The organism is Jiella marina, from assembly GCF_024359545.1.
Taxonomy (GTDB): Bacteria; Pseudomonadota; Alphaproteobacteria; order Rhizobiales; family Rhizobiaceae; genus Jiella.
Genome location: NZ_JAKQZG010000010.1, coordinates 166,889 through 183,184, shown reverse-complemented (window position 1 = coordinate 183,184; position 16,296 = coordinate 166,889). Strand labels below are relative to the sequence as shown.

Annotated in this window: 13 protein-coding genes; 8 read left to right on the top strand and 5 right to left on the bottom strand. The window is 64.2% G+C overall.

Features of this window, described 5'->3' with window-relative positions:
* Positions 1-40: 40 nt before the first annotated feature.
* From rho to MF134_RS17205, 4 genes are all read right to left on the bottom strand, one after another.
* Positions 41-1,300, bottom strand: coding sequence for a transcription termination factor Rho (rho, locus tag MF134_RS17220; protein ID WP_255340705.1), 1,260 nt, complete (start codon positions 1,298-1,300; stop codon positions 41-43).
* 378 nt (positions 1,301-1,678) lie between these two features.
* A complete protein-coding gene (locus tag MF134_RS17215; protein ID WP_255340704.1) occupies positions 1,679-2,476 on the bottom strand; it encodes an SDR family NAD(P)-dependent oxidoreductase in 798 nt (265 codons plus the stop codon).
* Positions 2,477-2,558: 82 nt separating this feature from the next.
* Positions 2,559-3,368 carry an SDR family oxidoreductase gene (locus tag MF134_RS17210; RefSeq protein ID WP_255340703.1) on the bottom strand — a complete coding sequence of 270 codons (810 nt, stop codon included), beginning with the start codon at positions 3,366-3,368 and terminating at the stop codon, positions 2,559-2,561.
* On the bottom strand, positions 3,355-5,223 hold the full coding sequence (locus MF134_RS17205) for a glycoside hydrolase family 15 protein (RefSeq protein WP_255340702.1): 1,869 nt from the start codon (positions 5,221-5,223) through the stop codon (positions 3,355-3,357). The genes MF134_RS17210 and MF134_RS17205 overlap by 14 nt, the downstream gene beginning before the upstream one ends.
* 222 nt (positions 5,224-5,445) lie before the next feature.
* Between MF134_RS17205 and MF134_RS17200 the strand changes: the two genes are divergently transcribed.
* The 8 genes from MF134_RS17200 to phoB all read left to right on the top strand — a co-directional run bounded on the left by MF134_RS17200 (position 5,446) and on the right by phoB (position 14,389).
* Entirely contained in the window at positions 5,446-6,522 is a 1,077-nt protein-coding gene (locus tag MF134_RS17200) for a serine/threonine-protein kinase (protein ID WP_255340701.1), read from the top strand.
* Positions 6,523-6,614: 92 nt separating this feature from the next.
* Entirely contained in the window at positions 6,615-7,889 is a 1,275-nt protein-coding gene (locus MF134_RS17195) for an ATP-binding protein (protein WP_255340700.1), read from the top strand.
* 134 nt (positions 7,890-8,023) lie between these two features.
* Positions 8,024-9,070: a substrate-binding domain-containing protein gene (locus tag MF134_RS17190; RefSeq protein WP_255340699.1), complete on the top strand. Its 1,047-nt coding sequence runs from the start codon at positions 8,024-8,026 to the stop codon at positions 9,068-9,070.
* 181 nt (positions 9,071-9,251) lie between these two features.
* On the top strand, positions 9,252-10,742 hold the full coding sequence (pstC, locus tag MF134_RS17185) for a phosphate ABC transporter permease subunit PstC (RefSeq protein ID WP_255340698.1): 1,491 nt from the start codon (positions 9,252-9,254) through the stop codon (positions 10,740-10,742).
* Positions 10,739-12,058, top strand: coding sequence for a phosphate ABC transporter permease PstA (gene pstA / locus MF134_RS17180; protein ID WP_255340697.1), 1,320 nt, complete (start codon positions 10,739-10,741; stop codon positions 12,056-12,058). The genes pstC and pstA overlap by 4 nt, the downstream gene beginning before the upstream one ends.
* Positions 12,059-12,070: 12 nt before the next feature.
* Positions 12,071-12,880, top strand: coding sequence for a phosphate ABC transporter ATP-binding protein PstB (pstB, locus tag MF134_RS17175; RefSeq protein WP_255340696.1), 810 nt, complete (start codon positions 12,071-12,073; stop codon positions 12,878-12,880).
* 37 nt (positions 12,881-12,917) lie between these two features.
* Positions 12,918-13,658 carry a phosphate signaling complex protein PhoU gene (gene phoU, locus MF134_RS17170; protein ID WP_255340695.1) on the top strand — a complete coding sequence of 247 codons (741 nt, stop codon included), beginning with the start codon at positions 12,918-12,920 and terminating at the stop codon, positions 13,656-13,658.
* Positions 13,659-13,663: 5 nt separating this feature from the next.
* The gene (gene phoB / locus MF134_RS17165; protein WP_255340694.1) at positions 13,664-14,389 is read left to right on the top strand and encodes a phosphate regulon transcriptional regulator PhoB; all 726 of its coding nucleotides are present in this window, start codon (positions 13,664-13,666) and stop codon (positions 14,387-14,389) included.
* Between the two features lie 30 nt (positions 14,390-14,419).
* On the opposite strand, the gene MF134_RS17160 is transcribed toward phoB, so the two are convergent.
* Positions 14,420-16,087: an AMP-binding protein gene (locus MF134_RS17160; protein WP_255340693.1), complete on the bottom strand. Its 1,668-nt coding sequence runs from the start codon at positions 16,085-16,087 to the stop codon at positions 14,420-14,422.
* Between the last annotated feature and the right edge of the window lie 209 nt (positions 16,088-16,296).

The following is a 16,296-nucleotide window of genomic DNA, read 5'->3' as shown; positions in this document are numbered from 1 at the left end:
CAAGGGCGGGCTCGGCCAGAGCCGAACCCGCTTGACGCCATCAGGTATTCATCGAGTCGAAGAACTCGGCGTTCGATTTGGTCTGTTTGAGTTTGTCGTTGAGGAACTCGATCGCGTCCGTGGTGCCCATCGGCGCCAGGATGCGACGCAGAACGAAGATCTTCTGAAGCTCCTGACGCGGCACGAGCAGGTCTTCCTTGCGGGTGCCGGACTTGAGGATATCCATGGCCGGGAAGGTGCGCTTGTCGGCGACCTTGCGGTCGAGCACGATTTCCGAGTTGCCGGTGCCCTTGAACTCCTCGAAGATCACCTCGTCCATGCGCGAGCCGGTATCGATCAGCGCCGTTGCGATGATGGTCAGCGAGCCGCCTTCCTCGATATTGCGCGCCGCGCCGAAGAAGCGCTTCGGGCGCTGCAGGGCGTTGGCGTCGACACCGCCGGTCAGCACCTTGCCGGAGGAGGGAACGGTTGTGTTGTAGGCGCGTCCGAGGCGGGTGATGGAGTCCAGAAGGATGACCACGTCGCGGCCGTGCTCGACCAGGCGCTTGGCCTTTTCGATCACCATCTCAGCCACCTGAACGTGGCGCGTCGCCGGCTCGTCGAAGGTGGAAGACACCACCTCGCCGCGCACCGAGCGCTGCATGTCCGTCACTTCCTCGGGCCGCTCGTCGATGAGCAGCACGATGAGGTAGCATTCGGGGTGGTTGGCGGTGATCGAATGGGCGATGTTCTGAAGGAGAACGGTCTTACCCGTGCGCGGCGGAGCGACGATCAGGCCGCGCTGGCCCTTGCCGAGCGGGGCGACGAGATCGATGACGCGGGCCGACAGATCCTTCTTCGAGGTTGGATCCTCGAGCTCCATCCGGAAACGCTCGTTCGGATAAAGCGGCGTCAGATTGTCGAAGTGGCTCTTGTAGCGGATCTTCTCGGGATCGTCGAAATTGATCGTGTTGACCTTGAGGAGGGCGAAGTAACGCTCGCCTTCCTTGGGACTGCGGATCGGGCCTTCGACGGTATCGCCGGTCTTCAGCTGGAATTTGCGGATCTGCGAGGGCGAAACGTAGATGTCGTCCGGGCCGGGAAGATAATTGGCTTCCGGCGAGCGCAGGAAGGCAAACCCGTCCTGCAGGATCTCGACCACGCCCTCGCCGATGATCTCGACTTCCTGGGCGGCGAGGCGCTTCAAAATCGCAAATAGCAATTCCTGCTTGCGCAGCACCGAAGCGTTCTCGACGCCGTTTTCCTCGGCGAAGGCGATAAGCTCGGGTGCGCTCTTGTTCTTCAGGTCCTGAAGTTTCATTCGGGGGCTGGTGCTCTTGAGCTGAGGTCCGTGGGAGGTTCCACGGCTAAGGATTGTTCGGAGAAATACGGGAAAACAGTGCCGAGGAGCATGTCTCGGCCTCAGGCGACGGCAGGCAAAGTTGCCACGCTCATCTTGGAGGGTTCGACAGATATAGCGGTTGCAGCCTTGCCGCGCAAGGCCCTGTCGGTGGGCAACTCGCGGGCTGGCGAAAGAGTTTCACCGCCAGACTCATAAACCCTTCGAGGTGGGCGATCGCGATCAGTGCCTGGGCATCACGGCCAGCCGCTGACAAACGGTCGAGCGGTCGGCGCCCTCCCCTTTGGCTCGCCGAAGATCACGGCGTTGCCTCAGTGGGACGAGGCCAACTGCGCTGGCTCACTCGTCCTCGTTGCGCGCCACATTCACCGTATAGTTCAGCGGCAGTCGGCCGCCATCGGCATAGATCGTCTGGCCGGTGATGTAGCTCGCCTCGTCGGAAGCGAGGAAACTCGCGATCGCGGCGATCTCCTTGGGATCGCCGATCCGTCCCAGCGGGGTGCGCGACAGGATGCGCCGGGAGGCTTCTTCGTCCTCGGCGACGGCGCGCAGGAGATCGGTCATGATCGAGCCGGGCCCGATCGCGTTCACTCGGATGCCGTGCGGCGCCAGCGACAGGGCCATGACCTTGGTGAGCTGGTTGATGCCGCCCTTCGAGACCGAATAACCGACCTGATCGGCAATCGCGAAGACGGCATTGACCGACGACATGTTGACGATGGCGCCGGCCGGGCCGCCCTTCTTCACCTTCGCCACCAGATGACGCGCCACCGCCTGGCCGCAGAGAAAGGAGCCCTTGAGATTGATGTCGAGAACCTTGGTGAAGTCTTCCTCGTCGAGGTCGAGGAAGTTCGCCTTGTGGACGATACCGGCATTGTTCACCAGAATGTCCACGTCGCCGAACCGGTCGAGCGCGCTGGCGAGGAGGTTGTGCACGTCGAGCCGCTGGGCAACGTTGCAGATCACCGGCATCACGTCGCCGAGATTGCCCAGATCGGAGGCCGCCGCATTGGCCGCCTTCTCGTCGGCATCGGCGATGACGACCTTCGCCCCGTCATGGAGAAAGCGCCGCGCCACGGCATAGCCGATTCCCTTTGCGCCCCCGGTGACGATCGCGACCCGCCCGTCAAGTGCCATGGCGATGCTCCCCTGATTCTCGTCATTCTTCGAGCGCTAGATAGCAGCCGCGACGCGGCGCGCACAGCCGAAGCGCGGAAAGTCAGCCATTGCCGCGGAAGCCCGGGTAAAGGGTCATTCCGCCATCAGCGAAAATCGTCTGACCGACGATGTAGTCCGCCGCGTCCGAGACGAGCCAGGCCACCACCCGGCCGATGTCTTCCGGATCGCCGATGCGGCCATAGGGGATGAGATCCAGGATCGCCTGCTTGTCGTCTTCCCGAGCCTCGGCATTGATCGCTGTTGCGATGGCGCCCGGTGCGACAGAGTTCACCCGGATCTTCTCGTGAGCCACTTCCTGGGCCAGCGAGCGCATCAGCAGATCGATCCCGCCCTTGGCAGCAGCGTAGTTGGCGCGGAATGCCCAGGGGATCTGCTGGTGCACCGAGGAATCGTAGACGAGCTTTCCCACGGACCGGCTCACCGACTCGCGCAGCCCCTTCTTGCGGAAACGCCGGATCGCTTCGCGGCCCACGAGAAAGCCGCCCCCCAGATTGATCGAGATTACCGCGTTCCAGTCGTCGAAGCTCATATCGGCGATCGCGGCGTCCCTCTGGATGCCCGCGTTGGACATGACGATGTCGGGAAGGCCCAGCGTCTCCTCGGCCTCGTCGAAGAGGGCGAGCACGTCGTCCTCCTTCGAAATGTCCGCCTGCATGGCCACGCCCTTGCGGCCGCGTTTCTCGATTTCCGCGACGACCTCCCTCGCCGCCTCGTCCTTGCTTCGATAGTTCACGGCAACGTCGGCGCCGGCCTCGGCCAGCGCGATCGCCGAGGCGCGTCCGATGCCCGAGGACGCGCCGGTCACGACGGCGACCTGGCCGTCAAGGCGCATCAAATCAGAAGATGCCATCGGGGTCCTCCATCATCTTGAACTCGAAATAGCCGGGATCCTTCCGGTTTCCGTTCAACGATCGATCGAGCCAGATCGCTGCAGAGATCAGCGAAAGATGGGTGAGGCCCTGCGGGAAATTGCCGAGATGATCGCCGGCCGAGGAGAGTTCCTCCGCGAACAGGCCGAGATGGTTTCCGTAGGTATGGAGCTTCTCGAACAACAGCCGCGCTTCGGCAATGTAGCCGGTGCGGGCCAGCGCCTCGACATACCAGAAGGAGCAGATGGTGAAGGCCCCTTCTTCGCCTTCGAGCCCGTCGTCGTTCTCTTGCGTGTTGATGTAGCGCTTGACCAGGCAGTCCCGCACGAGATGGGACCGCACCGCCTTCAGGGTGGAGGTCCACATGGGATCGCGCGGGTTGATGAACTTGACCAGCGGCATCAACAGAACCACCGCGTCCAGAGAGGTCGATCCCTTGAACTGGGTGAAGGCGCCGATGTCGGGGTTCCAGTATTCCTCGAGGATGGTCCGCTGGATCTCGTCGCGCTCGGCACGCCAGCGCAGTATGTCGGCGGGGAGCGAATGGTCTTCGGCGATCCGGAGCGCCCGGTCGAAGGCCACCCAGCACATCAGCCGTGACGACAGATACTCCTTCGGCTCGCCGCGGCTTTCCCAGATGCCGCGATCAGGCAGGTGCCAACTGCCGCACAGCCAGTCGATGAGGCGGGAGATCTTCGTCCAGACGGAATAGGCCGGCTTGCCGCGTGCTTTGGTCGAGATGTAGAGCGCGTCGAGGAACTCGCCGTAAATGTCCATCTGGCGCTGCTGATAGGCGGCATTGCCGATGCGCACCGGCTTCGAGCCGTCATAACCGTCCAGATGGTCGAGTTCGCATTCGGGCATCTCGTTCGTGCCATCCATGCGATACATGATCTGCAGGCCGGATTCGCCGGTCTCGACCGCGCGCTCCATCAGGAAGTGGATGAAGGCTTCCGCTTCGTCGTAATAGCCGAGCCGCGACAGGGCATAGAGCGTGAAGGCGGCATCGCGGACCCAGCAATAGCGATAGTCCCAGTTGCGCTCGCCGCCCAGGACCTCCGGCAAACCGAAGGTGGCCGCGGCTGCGATCGAGCCGTATTCCGACGAGGTGAGGAGTTTCAGGGTCAGCGCCGAACGTACGACCAGTTCGCGCCAGAAGGTCGGATAGGTGCCGCGGTTGACCCATTTGTGCCAGAAATCGCGGGTCTCGTGAAACGATCGCGAGACGTAGCGATCGACCACCGGGAGGTTCTCGACGAACCCCGGACACAGGACCACCCAGCACTTCTCGCCCTCTTCCAGTTCGGTATCGCCGACAATGTCGGTGCCTTCGATCGAAAGCGGGAAGGAAGCGTAGAGATAGACCGCCTCGTCCTTGCCTTCCGTGCTGGTCCAGGTGACCTTGACCCCGCCCTGGACCGCGCGCAGCTTTGGCTCGACCCGGGCATAATCGGGCCGCGGCGACACGCTCAAGGCGAATTTCTGGCGGTTGACGATCGCCTTGGCGCGCCGGACGATCCGTCCGGACCCGTCGATCGGCATGTAGTCGCAGATCTCGCCGATGCCGTCGTCGCCGAGAAAGCGGCTGATCAGGATATTGGTGTCGGGCAGATAGATCTGGCGATAGGCCTGGGTGCCGTCGACCACGTGAAAGGCGAAGTTGCCGCCCTTGTTCGGATCGAGGAGGCCGGCGAACAGCGTCGGCCCGTCCCCGCTGGGATAGGAAAAAAAGTCGATCGTCCCGTCCTGTGCGACCAGAGCGATCGTCTTCATGTCGCCGATCACGCCATGGGCCGCGATGCGGTTGGGGACCGGCGGTCCCTGGGGGTCGGACATCAATATGCTCACGGACAGATCCGTCGTTCGAGGAAGGCCAGCGCCGAAAGATGGCCGGCAACCGACCGCCGTAAACCCGCAAGGCTGTGCGATCGGCTTTTCCTGCACCCCTGCGGCGCCCCATTGCAAGCCGACAGCGGCCTGATACATAGTGGAAAACCATGGCTTTGCGTCCGAGTGCCGCAGCCTTGCGGCGTATGTGACGATGAGGGACGTTGGTTCTTGGCAAGCGCGATCGAAAAGAGTCTGCGGCGCGCCTTGGAGAAGGGGGATGCGCAAGACCCCGACTTTCGATTGCAGATCTACGAGGCGGCCGAGCGCGCCCTCGTCAAGCTCGAAGCGACCAACGATACCGACAGCGCTGCGGCCGACGCCCACCGACGGGATCTGATTGCGGCCATCGAGGCCATCGAGGCCGATTTCGCTGGGACGACCTCGTCCGCCGACGACGACGGGACGCCGGTGCCCGTGACGGAACCTGTGCCCGTCGAAACCGATCCCTCGCCGCCCTCTTCAGCCACCAGCGCCCCTCCTGCTCTCGGCACGCTTGCCGCCGACGACAGGGCTGCCGAGTTCGATCCTTCGCCGGATGAAGGAGACGCGCCCGAAGCGGACCCACGGGAGACGCGCAAGAAATCGCGTGGAGGGCGCGCCCTCGTCGCAGCGGTGATCCTGCTCCTGCTCGCATTCCTGGTCGGTGCCGCCGTCTGGATCGCACTGCCCTTCTTCACCTCGGTCGCTCCCGACCGGGCTGCGGAGCCGGCGGCCGAACAGGGCGCGCTTTCGATCGAGGACGCGATCAGCGAAGGCGGCAGCGGGGTGGATGCGTCTGTCGCCGATGTCGCGGCCGAAAGCGGCTGGACGGCACTCTATTCGCCACAGGAATTTCGCGAACTGGCCAATGAGGAGGGGACGATCGCCCTCGCCGAAGGCACCGGCGAGCGAACCGTGATCCGGATTTCGGCCCCCGCGGACGGCGGCGAGGTCCAGCTTCCAATCTCGGGCGATATCGCCCGTCGCTTCGGGGGGCAGGCGGCCAATGGCGAACTGATCGTCGGCTCGCCTGATGGCCAGCCGCGAGAATTCGCCCTGCGCTGCCTCTTCGGCGGCGAAACCGTCTGCGGGCGGCAGCGCTTCACGACCTCGTTGCCGGAAGAAAATTTCCTGTTCCAGATGCAATTTCCCCCGGAGGCCGTGGCCGGCGGGCAGATCGCCATCGATCCCGCGGTGGGAGCGAATGGCCAGGACATTCTCCTCTTCGGGGTGCAGTTGCGGGCCGAGGGCGCAAGCGGACAGTAGCGACGCGCGGCGGCCTTGAGTCCGATCCTTCACATTCCGGTGGTAAAGCGGCCTGCAACGATTCGCAGCAGCACCGCGAAGCAGACGAGGCCATGCGCAGAAAACGGGTGACGATCGTTGCGGCCGCATCGCTGACGGCTCTGGCACTGGCGTGGCCCGTGGCCACCCCGGGCAGCGTCCTGGTCTTCATGGTTCTGATGCTGACGGTCCACTGGCCCTCGCGACAGAAGCGGTTGAGACTGGCCGAGCCCCCCGCTCCTGCCGACCCCGTCTGGCCGGGTCGCGGCATGAAGGCGGCCGTCGAGGCGCTTCAAGAACCCGCGCTGATCGTCGACCGAGACATGCTGATCCGCTACCGCAACCCCAGTTCGGCCATCGCCTTCGGCAACATGGCGCTGGGCGACGCCGTCTCGTTGCGCTTCCGCTCGCCGGAACTCCTCTCGGCGATCGAGGCGGCCATGGCCGATGCCATGGTCCATTCCGCGACGCTGGAGGAAAAGCGGCCGGTCGAACGCCACTGGGGCGTGGAGATTCTGCCGATTCCGGCCTTTCAGGGCGAGAAGCCGCATTTCTTCCTCGTCCTGTTTCACGACCGCACGGCCGAGCGCCGCGTCGAGCGCATGCGCACCGATTTCGTCGCCAACGCATCTCATGAGCTGAGAACCCCACTCGCCTCCCTGACCGGCTTCATTGAGACGCTGCAGGGCCCCGCCCGCGACGACCCGAAGGCGCGCGAACAGTTCCTCCCGATCATGCGCGAACAGGCGATGCGCATGTCGCGGCTGATCGACGACCTACTGTCCCTCTCGCGGGTCGAGATGAAGCGGCACGTGCCGGTGAACACCAAGGCAGATCTCGTCACCGTCATGAACAAGGTGGCCTCGCAGATCGAGCCGGTGGCCAAGGAGATCGGGGTGGCGCTCATCTTCGAGGGGCCGGAGACGAGCGCGATCGTCGAGGGTGATGAGGACGAATTGATCCAGGTCTTCTCGAACCTCGTCGAGAACGCCTGCAAATACGGGCCCGAGGGCGGACGCATCGAACTGTCCGTCAAGCGCGCGAGCGAACGCGGCGAGGCGGTGATCGACGCCTCGGTTCGCGATTTCGGGCCGGGCATCCCGGCCGAGCACGTGCCGCGACTGACCGAGCGATTCTACCGGATCGATGTGGGCAATTCCCGGTCGAAGCGCGGTACGGGACTCGGGCTTTCGATCGTCCGCAACATTCTCCTGCGCCACAAGAGCCGCCTGATCGTGGAATCGACGCTCGGCCAGGGTTCCGTCTTCACGGCCCGGTTTCCCGTTTCGGGCGGACAGGAGACAAATTCGGCCGAAAGTCGGAAATTGCCTTTCGATTCAATGGCTTGAACTGTCATATACGCGATATGTTTTTGTCATAGAGAGTTCTTGCGAAGTCGTTAGGGATTCCCCCGAACCGCAGCCGCACCGGGCGGCGCAACTGAGCTGGTTCGAACGCAAAACTCCACAGGGAGACTTTCACCGTGAACAAGACGCTTCTCGCCGGCCTCGCGCTCGGCACCGCCACCATGCTCGGCGGCACCGCGATGGCCCAGAGCAACGAGCAGGTCCAGGTCGCTGGCTCGTCCACCGTTCTGCCCTACGCCCAGATCGTCGCCGAGAACTTCGGCGAAGTCTTTCCGGACTATCCGACCCCGGTCGTCGAGTCGGGCGGTTCCTCCGCCGGCCTCAAGCAGTTCTGCCAGGGCGTCGGCCCTGACACCATCGACGTCGCCAACGCCTCGCGTGCCATCCGCGACAGCGAGATCCAGGCTTGCGCCGACGCTGGCGTGACCGAGATCTCCGAGGTCAAGTTCGGCTATGACGGCATCGTCTTCGCTTCGGACGCTTCCGGTCCCGACTTCGCTCTGACGCCGGAAATGGTGTTCAAGGCGATGGCCGCTCAGGTTCCGCAGGACGGCAATGTCGTCGACAATCCGAACACCAGCTGGAGCGACGTCGACTCTTCGCTCCCGGATCAGGAAATCGTTGCCTTCATCCCGGCTTCCAACCACGGCACGCGCGAAGTCTTCGAAGAGAAGCTTCTGCTTCAGGGCTGCGAGGACTCCGGCGCCATGCAGGCGTTCATGGATTCCGGCATGGACGAGGACGGGGCTGAAGAAGCTTGCATGTCCGTTCGCACCGGCGGTGCCGTTTCCGAGATCTCGGGCGACTACACCGAGACCCTGGCCCGCATCGACGCCAACAAGCAGGCGATCGGCGTGTTCGGCCTGGCCTTCTACGAGCAGAACCAGGACAAGCTGAAGGTCGCGACCATCAACGACGTCACGCCGTCGGCCGAGACCATCGCGACAGGCGAGTATCCGGTTTCGCGTCCGCTCTTCTTCTACGTGAAGCGCGCCCATCTCGGCGTCGTTCCGGGCCTGTCGGAATACGTCCAGTTCTTCCTGTCCGAGCAGATGACCGGCGACGGTTCGCCGACCGTCGACTACGGCCTGGTGCCGCTGCCGGCCGAAGAGCGCGACGAGCAGATCTCGAACTTCGAGAACGGCGTCACGATCGGCTCGTAAGCCGCTTTCGAACCGAGCAGCAATGTCTCGTTTCTGAACCAGAGCTCTCCTCCGCCGGCCGTTCCACGACGGCCGGCGGACTCGCCGTGCAAGGCCATGACACCGCGACTGCCCCTTCCGCAACGCGGCAGACGGCATCGGCCTTGTTCACAGTCCCGTTCTGCGGCGAAAGTTTTTCCTCGTGTCGACCCTCACGATCATCTTCCTCGTCCTCGTCATCGGCCTGGCCGGCGCCTTCCTCGCCTATCGTTACAGCCGGTCGCTCGCCGCCAAGGATGGTGCCCAGCTTCATTCCCGTCCGATCTACCACGCGTCCTATGTGGCTTGCTGGGCGATGATCCCGGCACTCCTGGCGCTGATGGTCTGGCTGGTCGTTTCGCCGATCGTCATCGCAAGCGACGTCCGGGGCAGTTTTCCCGAAGGAATTCTCGCCGAGACCAGCCTGACCGAGGATCTGGCCTACGGGATTGTCGAATCGCTTGGTTCCGGCCTGCGCGTCCTGCCCGCGGACGAGCGTGAGACGATCACCGACGCAACCCCGGTCGCCGAGCTTCGCGAGCTTCTGAACCAGCGCGGCGTGCCGATCGCTTCGGCCAGCGCCGACTGGATGGTGCCGCTGGCGATCCAGCTGAACGGCATGCAGATCTTCAGCCGCTGGGCGATGACGGCGGTCGTCGTCCTCCTGGCACTCGGCGGTGCGTTCTGGGGCTATCGCAACATCGCGCCGCGTCTGCGCGCCCGCAATGGCGTGGAGCGTGTCGTGACTGGCGCGCTGATCGCCGCCTCCTCCATCGCCATCATGACGACGGTCGGCATCGTGTTTTCGATGCTGTTCGAGACGATCGACTTCTTCTCGCGCATCTCGCCGATGGAGTTCTTCTTCGGCACCGAGTGGAATCCGCGCTTCTCCGGCGCCGGATCGGAAGGCTCGGCTGGCAGCTTCGGCTTCATCCCGCTTCTCGCCGGCACCCTCTATATCGGCTTCGTCGCGATGCTGATCGCCGTTCCCATCGGCCTGTTTGCGGCGATCTACATGGCCGAATATGCCGACAGCAGGACACGCTCGGTCGTCAAACCGCTGCTCGAGGTGCTGGCGGGCATTCCGACCATCGTCTACGGCTTCTTCGCCCTCGTCACCGTCGGCCCGTTCCTGCGCGATCTTTCGGCGCAGATCTCCGGGCTGGTGACCGGCGACTACACGAGCTTCATCCAAGCCCAGAGCGTGCTCACCGCCGGTCTGGTGATGGCGATCATGCTGATCCCCTTCGTCTCGTCGCTGTCGGACGACATCATCACCTCGGTCCCGCGTTCACTGCGGGACGGCTCGCTCGGCCTCGGCGCCACGCGCTCGGAGACGATCAAGCGGGTGATCCTGCCGGCCGCGCTGCCGGGCATCGTCTCGGCGCTGCTTCTGACCGCCTCGCGAGCGATCGGCGAGACGATGATCGTCGTGCTGGCGGCCGGCGTCGCCGCCAATCTGACGATCAACCCCTTCGACGCCATGACGACGATCACCGTGAAGATCGTGGCTCAGCTCACCGGCGACCTGGAGTTCAACTCGCCGCAGACGCTGGTCGCCTTCGCCCTCGGCATGACGCTGTTCGTCATCACGCTCTGCCTCAACATCTACGCGCTTTACATCGTGCGCAAATACAAGGAGCAGTACGAATGAGCGACACGACCGCCAACGGTCTCGCGGAAACGTCTGCCCGGCCGGAACGCCGCGACATCGGCATCAAGAAGCGCTACGCGGCCGAACGCCGGTTCAAGGCCTATGGCATCATCGCCATCGCCATTGGCCTCGCCTTCCTCGTCGCACTTCTGTGGAGCGTATTCTCCAAGGGCTACACGGCCTTCTGGCAGACCGAGATCCAGGTTCCCATCACCTTCTCGGAAGAGGTCCTGGGCACGCCGGAACAGGCGAACCAGAGCCAGACCAAGCTGATGATGGCGAACTATCCGCAGATCGCGCGCGAAGGCCTTGCCCAGCTTCTCGACGTCGACACCTCCGATCGCGATGCGATGCGGGCAGTCGGCGCGCTGATTTCCGACGGCGTGCGCATCGAACTGCGCGACATGGTCCTGAACGATCTGTCGATCATCGGGACGACCCAGGATGTCTGGCTCTATGCGAGTTCGGAACTCGACAGTGCGCTCAAGGGACAATACGACCTCGCGGTGCCCGAAAACCGGCGCCCGATCAGCGATCTGCAGCTCCAGTACATCGAGACACTGCAGGAACAGGGCGCGATCGAGCAGCGCTTCAACACGGGCCTCTTCACCTTCGGCGCCTCCTCGCGCGCCGAGACGGCGGGCGTGGGCGTTGCGATCATCGGCTCGCTCTACATGATGCTGATCGTGCTCGCGCTTGCGCTGCCGATCGGCGTCGCCGCTTCGATCTATCTCGAGGAGTTCGCGCCGAAGAACAAGTTCACCGATCTGATCGAGGTGAACATCAACAATCTGGCGGCGGTCCCTTCGATCGTCTTCGGTCTCCTGGGCCTTGCGGTCTTCATCAACTGGTTCGGCCTGCCGCGCTCGGCCGCACTGGTCGGCGGCCTCGTCCTGACCCTGATGACACTGCCGACGATCATCATCGCGACGCGCGCGGCACTGCGGGCGGTTCCGCCCTCGATCCGCTGGGCAGCGCTCGGCGTCGGGGCCTCGAAGACCCAGACGGTCTTCCACCACGTACTGCCGCTCGCCGCACCCGGCATCCTGACGGGAACGATCATCGGGCTCGCCCAGGCGCTCGGCGAGACGGCTCCGCTGCTCCTGATCGGCATGGTCGCCTTCGTCGCGGACTATCCGTCGACGCCGATGGATCCCGCCACGGCCCTGCCCGTCCAGATCTACATGTGGGCGAACGAAGCCGAGCGCGCCTTCGTCGAGCGGACATCCGGCGCGATCATCATCCTTCTCGCCTTCCTTGCAATCATGAACCTGACGGCGATCTTTCTGCGCCGCCGCTTCGAACGCCGCTGGTAGGAGTCGGTTATGATGGAAAACATACAAGCGACGTTGAACAGGGGGCAGGCCGTGCAAAGCGCCAAGCCGATCAAGATGAAGAGCCAGGACGTGACCGTCCACTACGGGTCGAAGCAGGCCCTGAACGGGATCACGCTCGACATCCCCGAGCGCCAGGTGACGGCCCTGATCGGCCCGTCGGGCTGTGGCAAGTCCACCTATCTGCGCTGCCTCAACCGCATGAACGACACGATCGATTCGGCCAGCGTCGGCGGCAAGATCACCCTGGACGGCGAGGACATCTACGACCCGGCGATCGACGTGGTCGAACTGCGCGCCCGCGTCGGCATGGTGTTTCAGAAGCCGAACCCGTTTCCCAAGTCGATCTACGAGAATGTCGCCTACGGCCCGAAGATTCATGGACTCTCCCGCAACAAGCAGGAACTCGACGAGATCGTTCACACGAGTCTCAAGAAGGCTGGCCTCTACAACGAGGTGAAGGACCGGCTCGACGAGCCGGGAACGGGCCTTTCAGGCGGACAGCAGCAGCGCCTGTGCATCGCCCGGGCGATCGCCGTTTCGCCGGAAGTCATCCTGATGGACGAGCCCTGCTCCGCGCTCGACCCGATCGCGACCGCGACCGTGGAAGAGTTGATCGACGAATTGCGGGAGAACTTCACCATCGTCATCGTCACCCATTCGATGCAGCAGGCCGCCCGCGTGTCGCAGATCACGGCCATGTTCCATCTGGGCGATCTCGCCGAAGTCGGTCCGACCGAAAAGATGTTCTCCAATCCCGACGACAAGCGCACCCAGGACTACATCACCGGCCGCTTCGGCTGATCCGGCGGGCGCCACCACGACCAAGGAGGCCGAACCCATGGCCGAGCATATCGTCTCCTCCTACGAGGACGAACTGAGATACATCGTCCGCCGGATCTCCGAGATGGGCGGACAGGCCGAACGGATGGTCGAACAGGCCGTCAACGCGCTCATGCGCTCCGACTGGGGGCTGGCCCAGTCGGTGGTGGCCGACGACCTCCTTCTCGACGCCGCCCAGCGCGAGATCGACGAGCGCGCCATCAAGACCATCGCCAAGCGTCAGCCCATGGCGATTGACCTGCGCGAGATCGTCGGCGCGATCCGCATTTCCAACGATCTGGAACGGATCGGGGATCTGGCCAAGAACATCGCCAAGCGGGTGATCGCGGTCCACGAGCATTCCCAGCCGATGCAGCTCGTGCGCGGCATTGAGCACCTCTCGGAACTCGCCCTGGTGCAGCTCAAGGAAGTGCTCGACGCCTATGGGACCCGCGACCACAAGCGGGCGCTTGCCGTGCGCGACAGCGACGACGGCATCGATGCGATGTACACCTCGATCTTCCGCGAGCTTCTCACCTACATGATGGAAGATCCGCGCAACATCACCGCCTGTACGCATCTGCTGTTCACGGCCAAGAACATCGAGCGGATCGGCGACCACGCGACGAACATCGCCGAGACCATCTACTACATCAAGACCGGCGAACAGATGGAGGTGGAGCGGCCGAAGGACGACCAGACGCCGTCCATCGCCCAGACCGACGTCACGATGGCCCCGCCTGGCAGCATGGAGAACTGAAGAACATGAGCGCGCGCATCGCCGTCGTGGAGGATGAAGAGGCCCTCGGCGTCCTCCTGCGCTACAATCTCGAGGCGGAGGGCTACGCGGTCGACGTGATCGCCCGCGGCGACGAGGCCGATCTCAGGCTGAAGGAAGAGCTGCCCGACCTCCTCATCCTCGACTGGATGCTGCCGGGCCTCTCCGGGGTCGAACTGTGCCGCCGGCTGCGCCAGCGAGAGGAGTCCGAGCGGCTGCCGATCATCATGCTGACGGCCCGCGGCGAAGAGACCGAGCGTGTACGGGGCCTGTCTGTCGGGGCCGACGACTATGTGGTGAAACCCTTTTCCACGCCGGAACTCGTCGCCCGCGTGCGGGCCATGCTTCGGCGCACCAAGCCGGAGAAGATCGCCACGCACCTGTCGGCGGGTGACATCGATCTCGATCGCGAGACCCACCGCGTCCGCCGCGCCGGTCGCGAGATCAAGCTGGGGCCGACGGAATTCCGCCTGATGGAGTTCTTCATGCAGGCGCCCGGCCGGGTCTTTTCCCGCGAGCAGCTTCTCGACGGGGTCTGGGGCCGCGACATCTATGTGGACGAGCGTACGGTCGACGTCCATGTCGGTCGCCTGCGCAAGGCGATCAATCGCGGCCGCGAGCGCGACCCGATCCGCACCGTCCGCGGCGCCGGCTACGCACTGGACGAGACGTTCTCGACGGGCAAGGTGACGAAGGAGCGGCGGGCGAGCTGACCGGCGCCCGCCACCGTCACCCGACGAGACTCAGTCCCGCAATTCGCGCCGGAGAACCTTGCCGACGGCCGATTTCGGCAGCTCGTCGCGAAACACGATCACACGCGGCCGCTTGTAGCCGGTGAGGTTTTCCCGGCAATAGGCCTTGATGTCGTCTTCGCCAATCTCCTCGCCGTCCCGCACGACGAAGAGCTTCACCGCCTCGCCCGAATTTTCGTCGGGAATGGCGATCGCCGCCGCTTCGAGAACGCCCGGCATCTGCGTCACCACGTCCTCGACCTCGTTCGGATAGACGTTGAAGCCCGAGACGTTGATCATGTCCTTCTTGCGGTCGACGATCCGGAAGACGCCGGTCTCGTCCATCACCCCGATGTCGCCTGTCCGGAAGAAGCCGTCCGCCGCCATGACCGCGGCGGTGTCCTTCGGCCGGTTCCAGTAGCCCGCCATGACCTGCGGCCCGCGGATCGCCACTTCCCCCGGCTCGCCCGGCTTCAGATGATGGCCTTCCTCGTCGAGAATCGCGAGATCGGTCGAGGGGATCGGAACGCCGATCGTGCCAGTATACTCGGTGGAGTTCGTCGGATTGCAGCAGGCCGAGGGCGAGGTTTCCGTCAGGCCGTAGCCCTCGCAGATCGCGCAACCGGTGAGGGCCTTCCACCGCTCGGCGGTGCCGGCCTGAACCGCCATGCCACCGCCGACGGACAACTTCAGGCTCGACCAGTCGACGGTTTTGGCGTCGGGATGCCGGGCAATGGCGTTGAACAGCGTGTTGACGGCGGGAAAGGAGTGGAAGCGAAACCCCTTGATCGCCTCCAAAGTCGCCGGAATGTCGCGCGGATTGGGGATCAGGATGCTGGCACCGCCGGTGCGGACCGAGAGCATCATGTTCACCGTGAAGCCGAAGACGTGATAGATCGGCAGGGCGCAGACCGTGATCGTCTGTTCGCCTTCGGCCCGCTGGCGCAGGGCCGGTTCGTTCCACATCTCCGATTGCAGGACATTCGCCACGATATTGGCATGGGTCAGCATCGCGCCCTTGGAGACGCCCGTCGTGCCGCCGGTGTATTGCAGGACCGCAGCGTCCTCCGGGGCGACCGTGACCGGGGCAAGCTTCAGGTCCTTGCCCTTCGCCAGGGCCTTGGAAAACGGAATGGCATCCGGCAGGTCGAAGGCGGGCACCATCTTCTTGACGCGGCGCACGACGAAATTGACGATCCAGCGCTTGGGTCGGGGAAGGCAGTCGCCCATCGTGGTGACGATCACGTGCTCGAGATCGGTCTTGGCGCGCGCCGCAGCGACCGTCGCCGCCATGTTCTCCAGAACCACGATGGCGCGGGCGCCCGAATCCTTCATCTGATGGGTGAGTTCGCCGGGCGTGTAGAGAGGGTTGGTGTTGACGATCGTCAGCCCCGCGCGGGCCGCCCCTGCGACCGCCACGGGATATTGCGGGACATTTGGCATCATCAGCCCGATCCGGTCGCCCTTCTTCAAACCGATCGACTGGAGATAGGCCGCGAAATCCCGCGACAGGCGGTCGAACTCGCCGAAGCTCATGGTCAAGCCCATGAAGAAATAGGCCGGTCGATCGCGATAGCTGGCGAAAGCCTCCTCGAAGATGTCGGCGAGCGAGCGGTATGACGTTTCGGGAAGACGGGCGTCGACTCCCTCCGGGTAGTGCGCCAGCCAAGGTCGTTCCATTGCGTTTTTCCTCCCAGTTTTCGCCTATCGATAGCGCAGGATGCAGCCCGCGGAAACGCAGGCGCCGTGGATTCTCAACAAGCTGAAGGGAAAACACGATCCCGCCGACATGCGAGCCAGCCCGCGCATCCCTCGCGGGCCCCTTGCCAGGCGCCTGCCAATTGCCGTCCGAAACCCGCATCGGCATCCTCCGCCAAGACGCCGATATG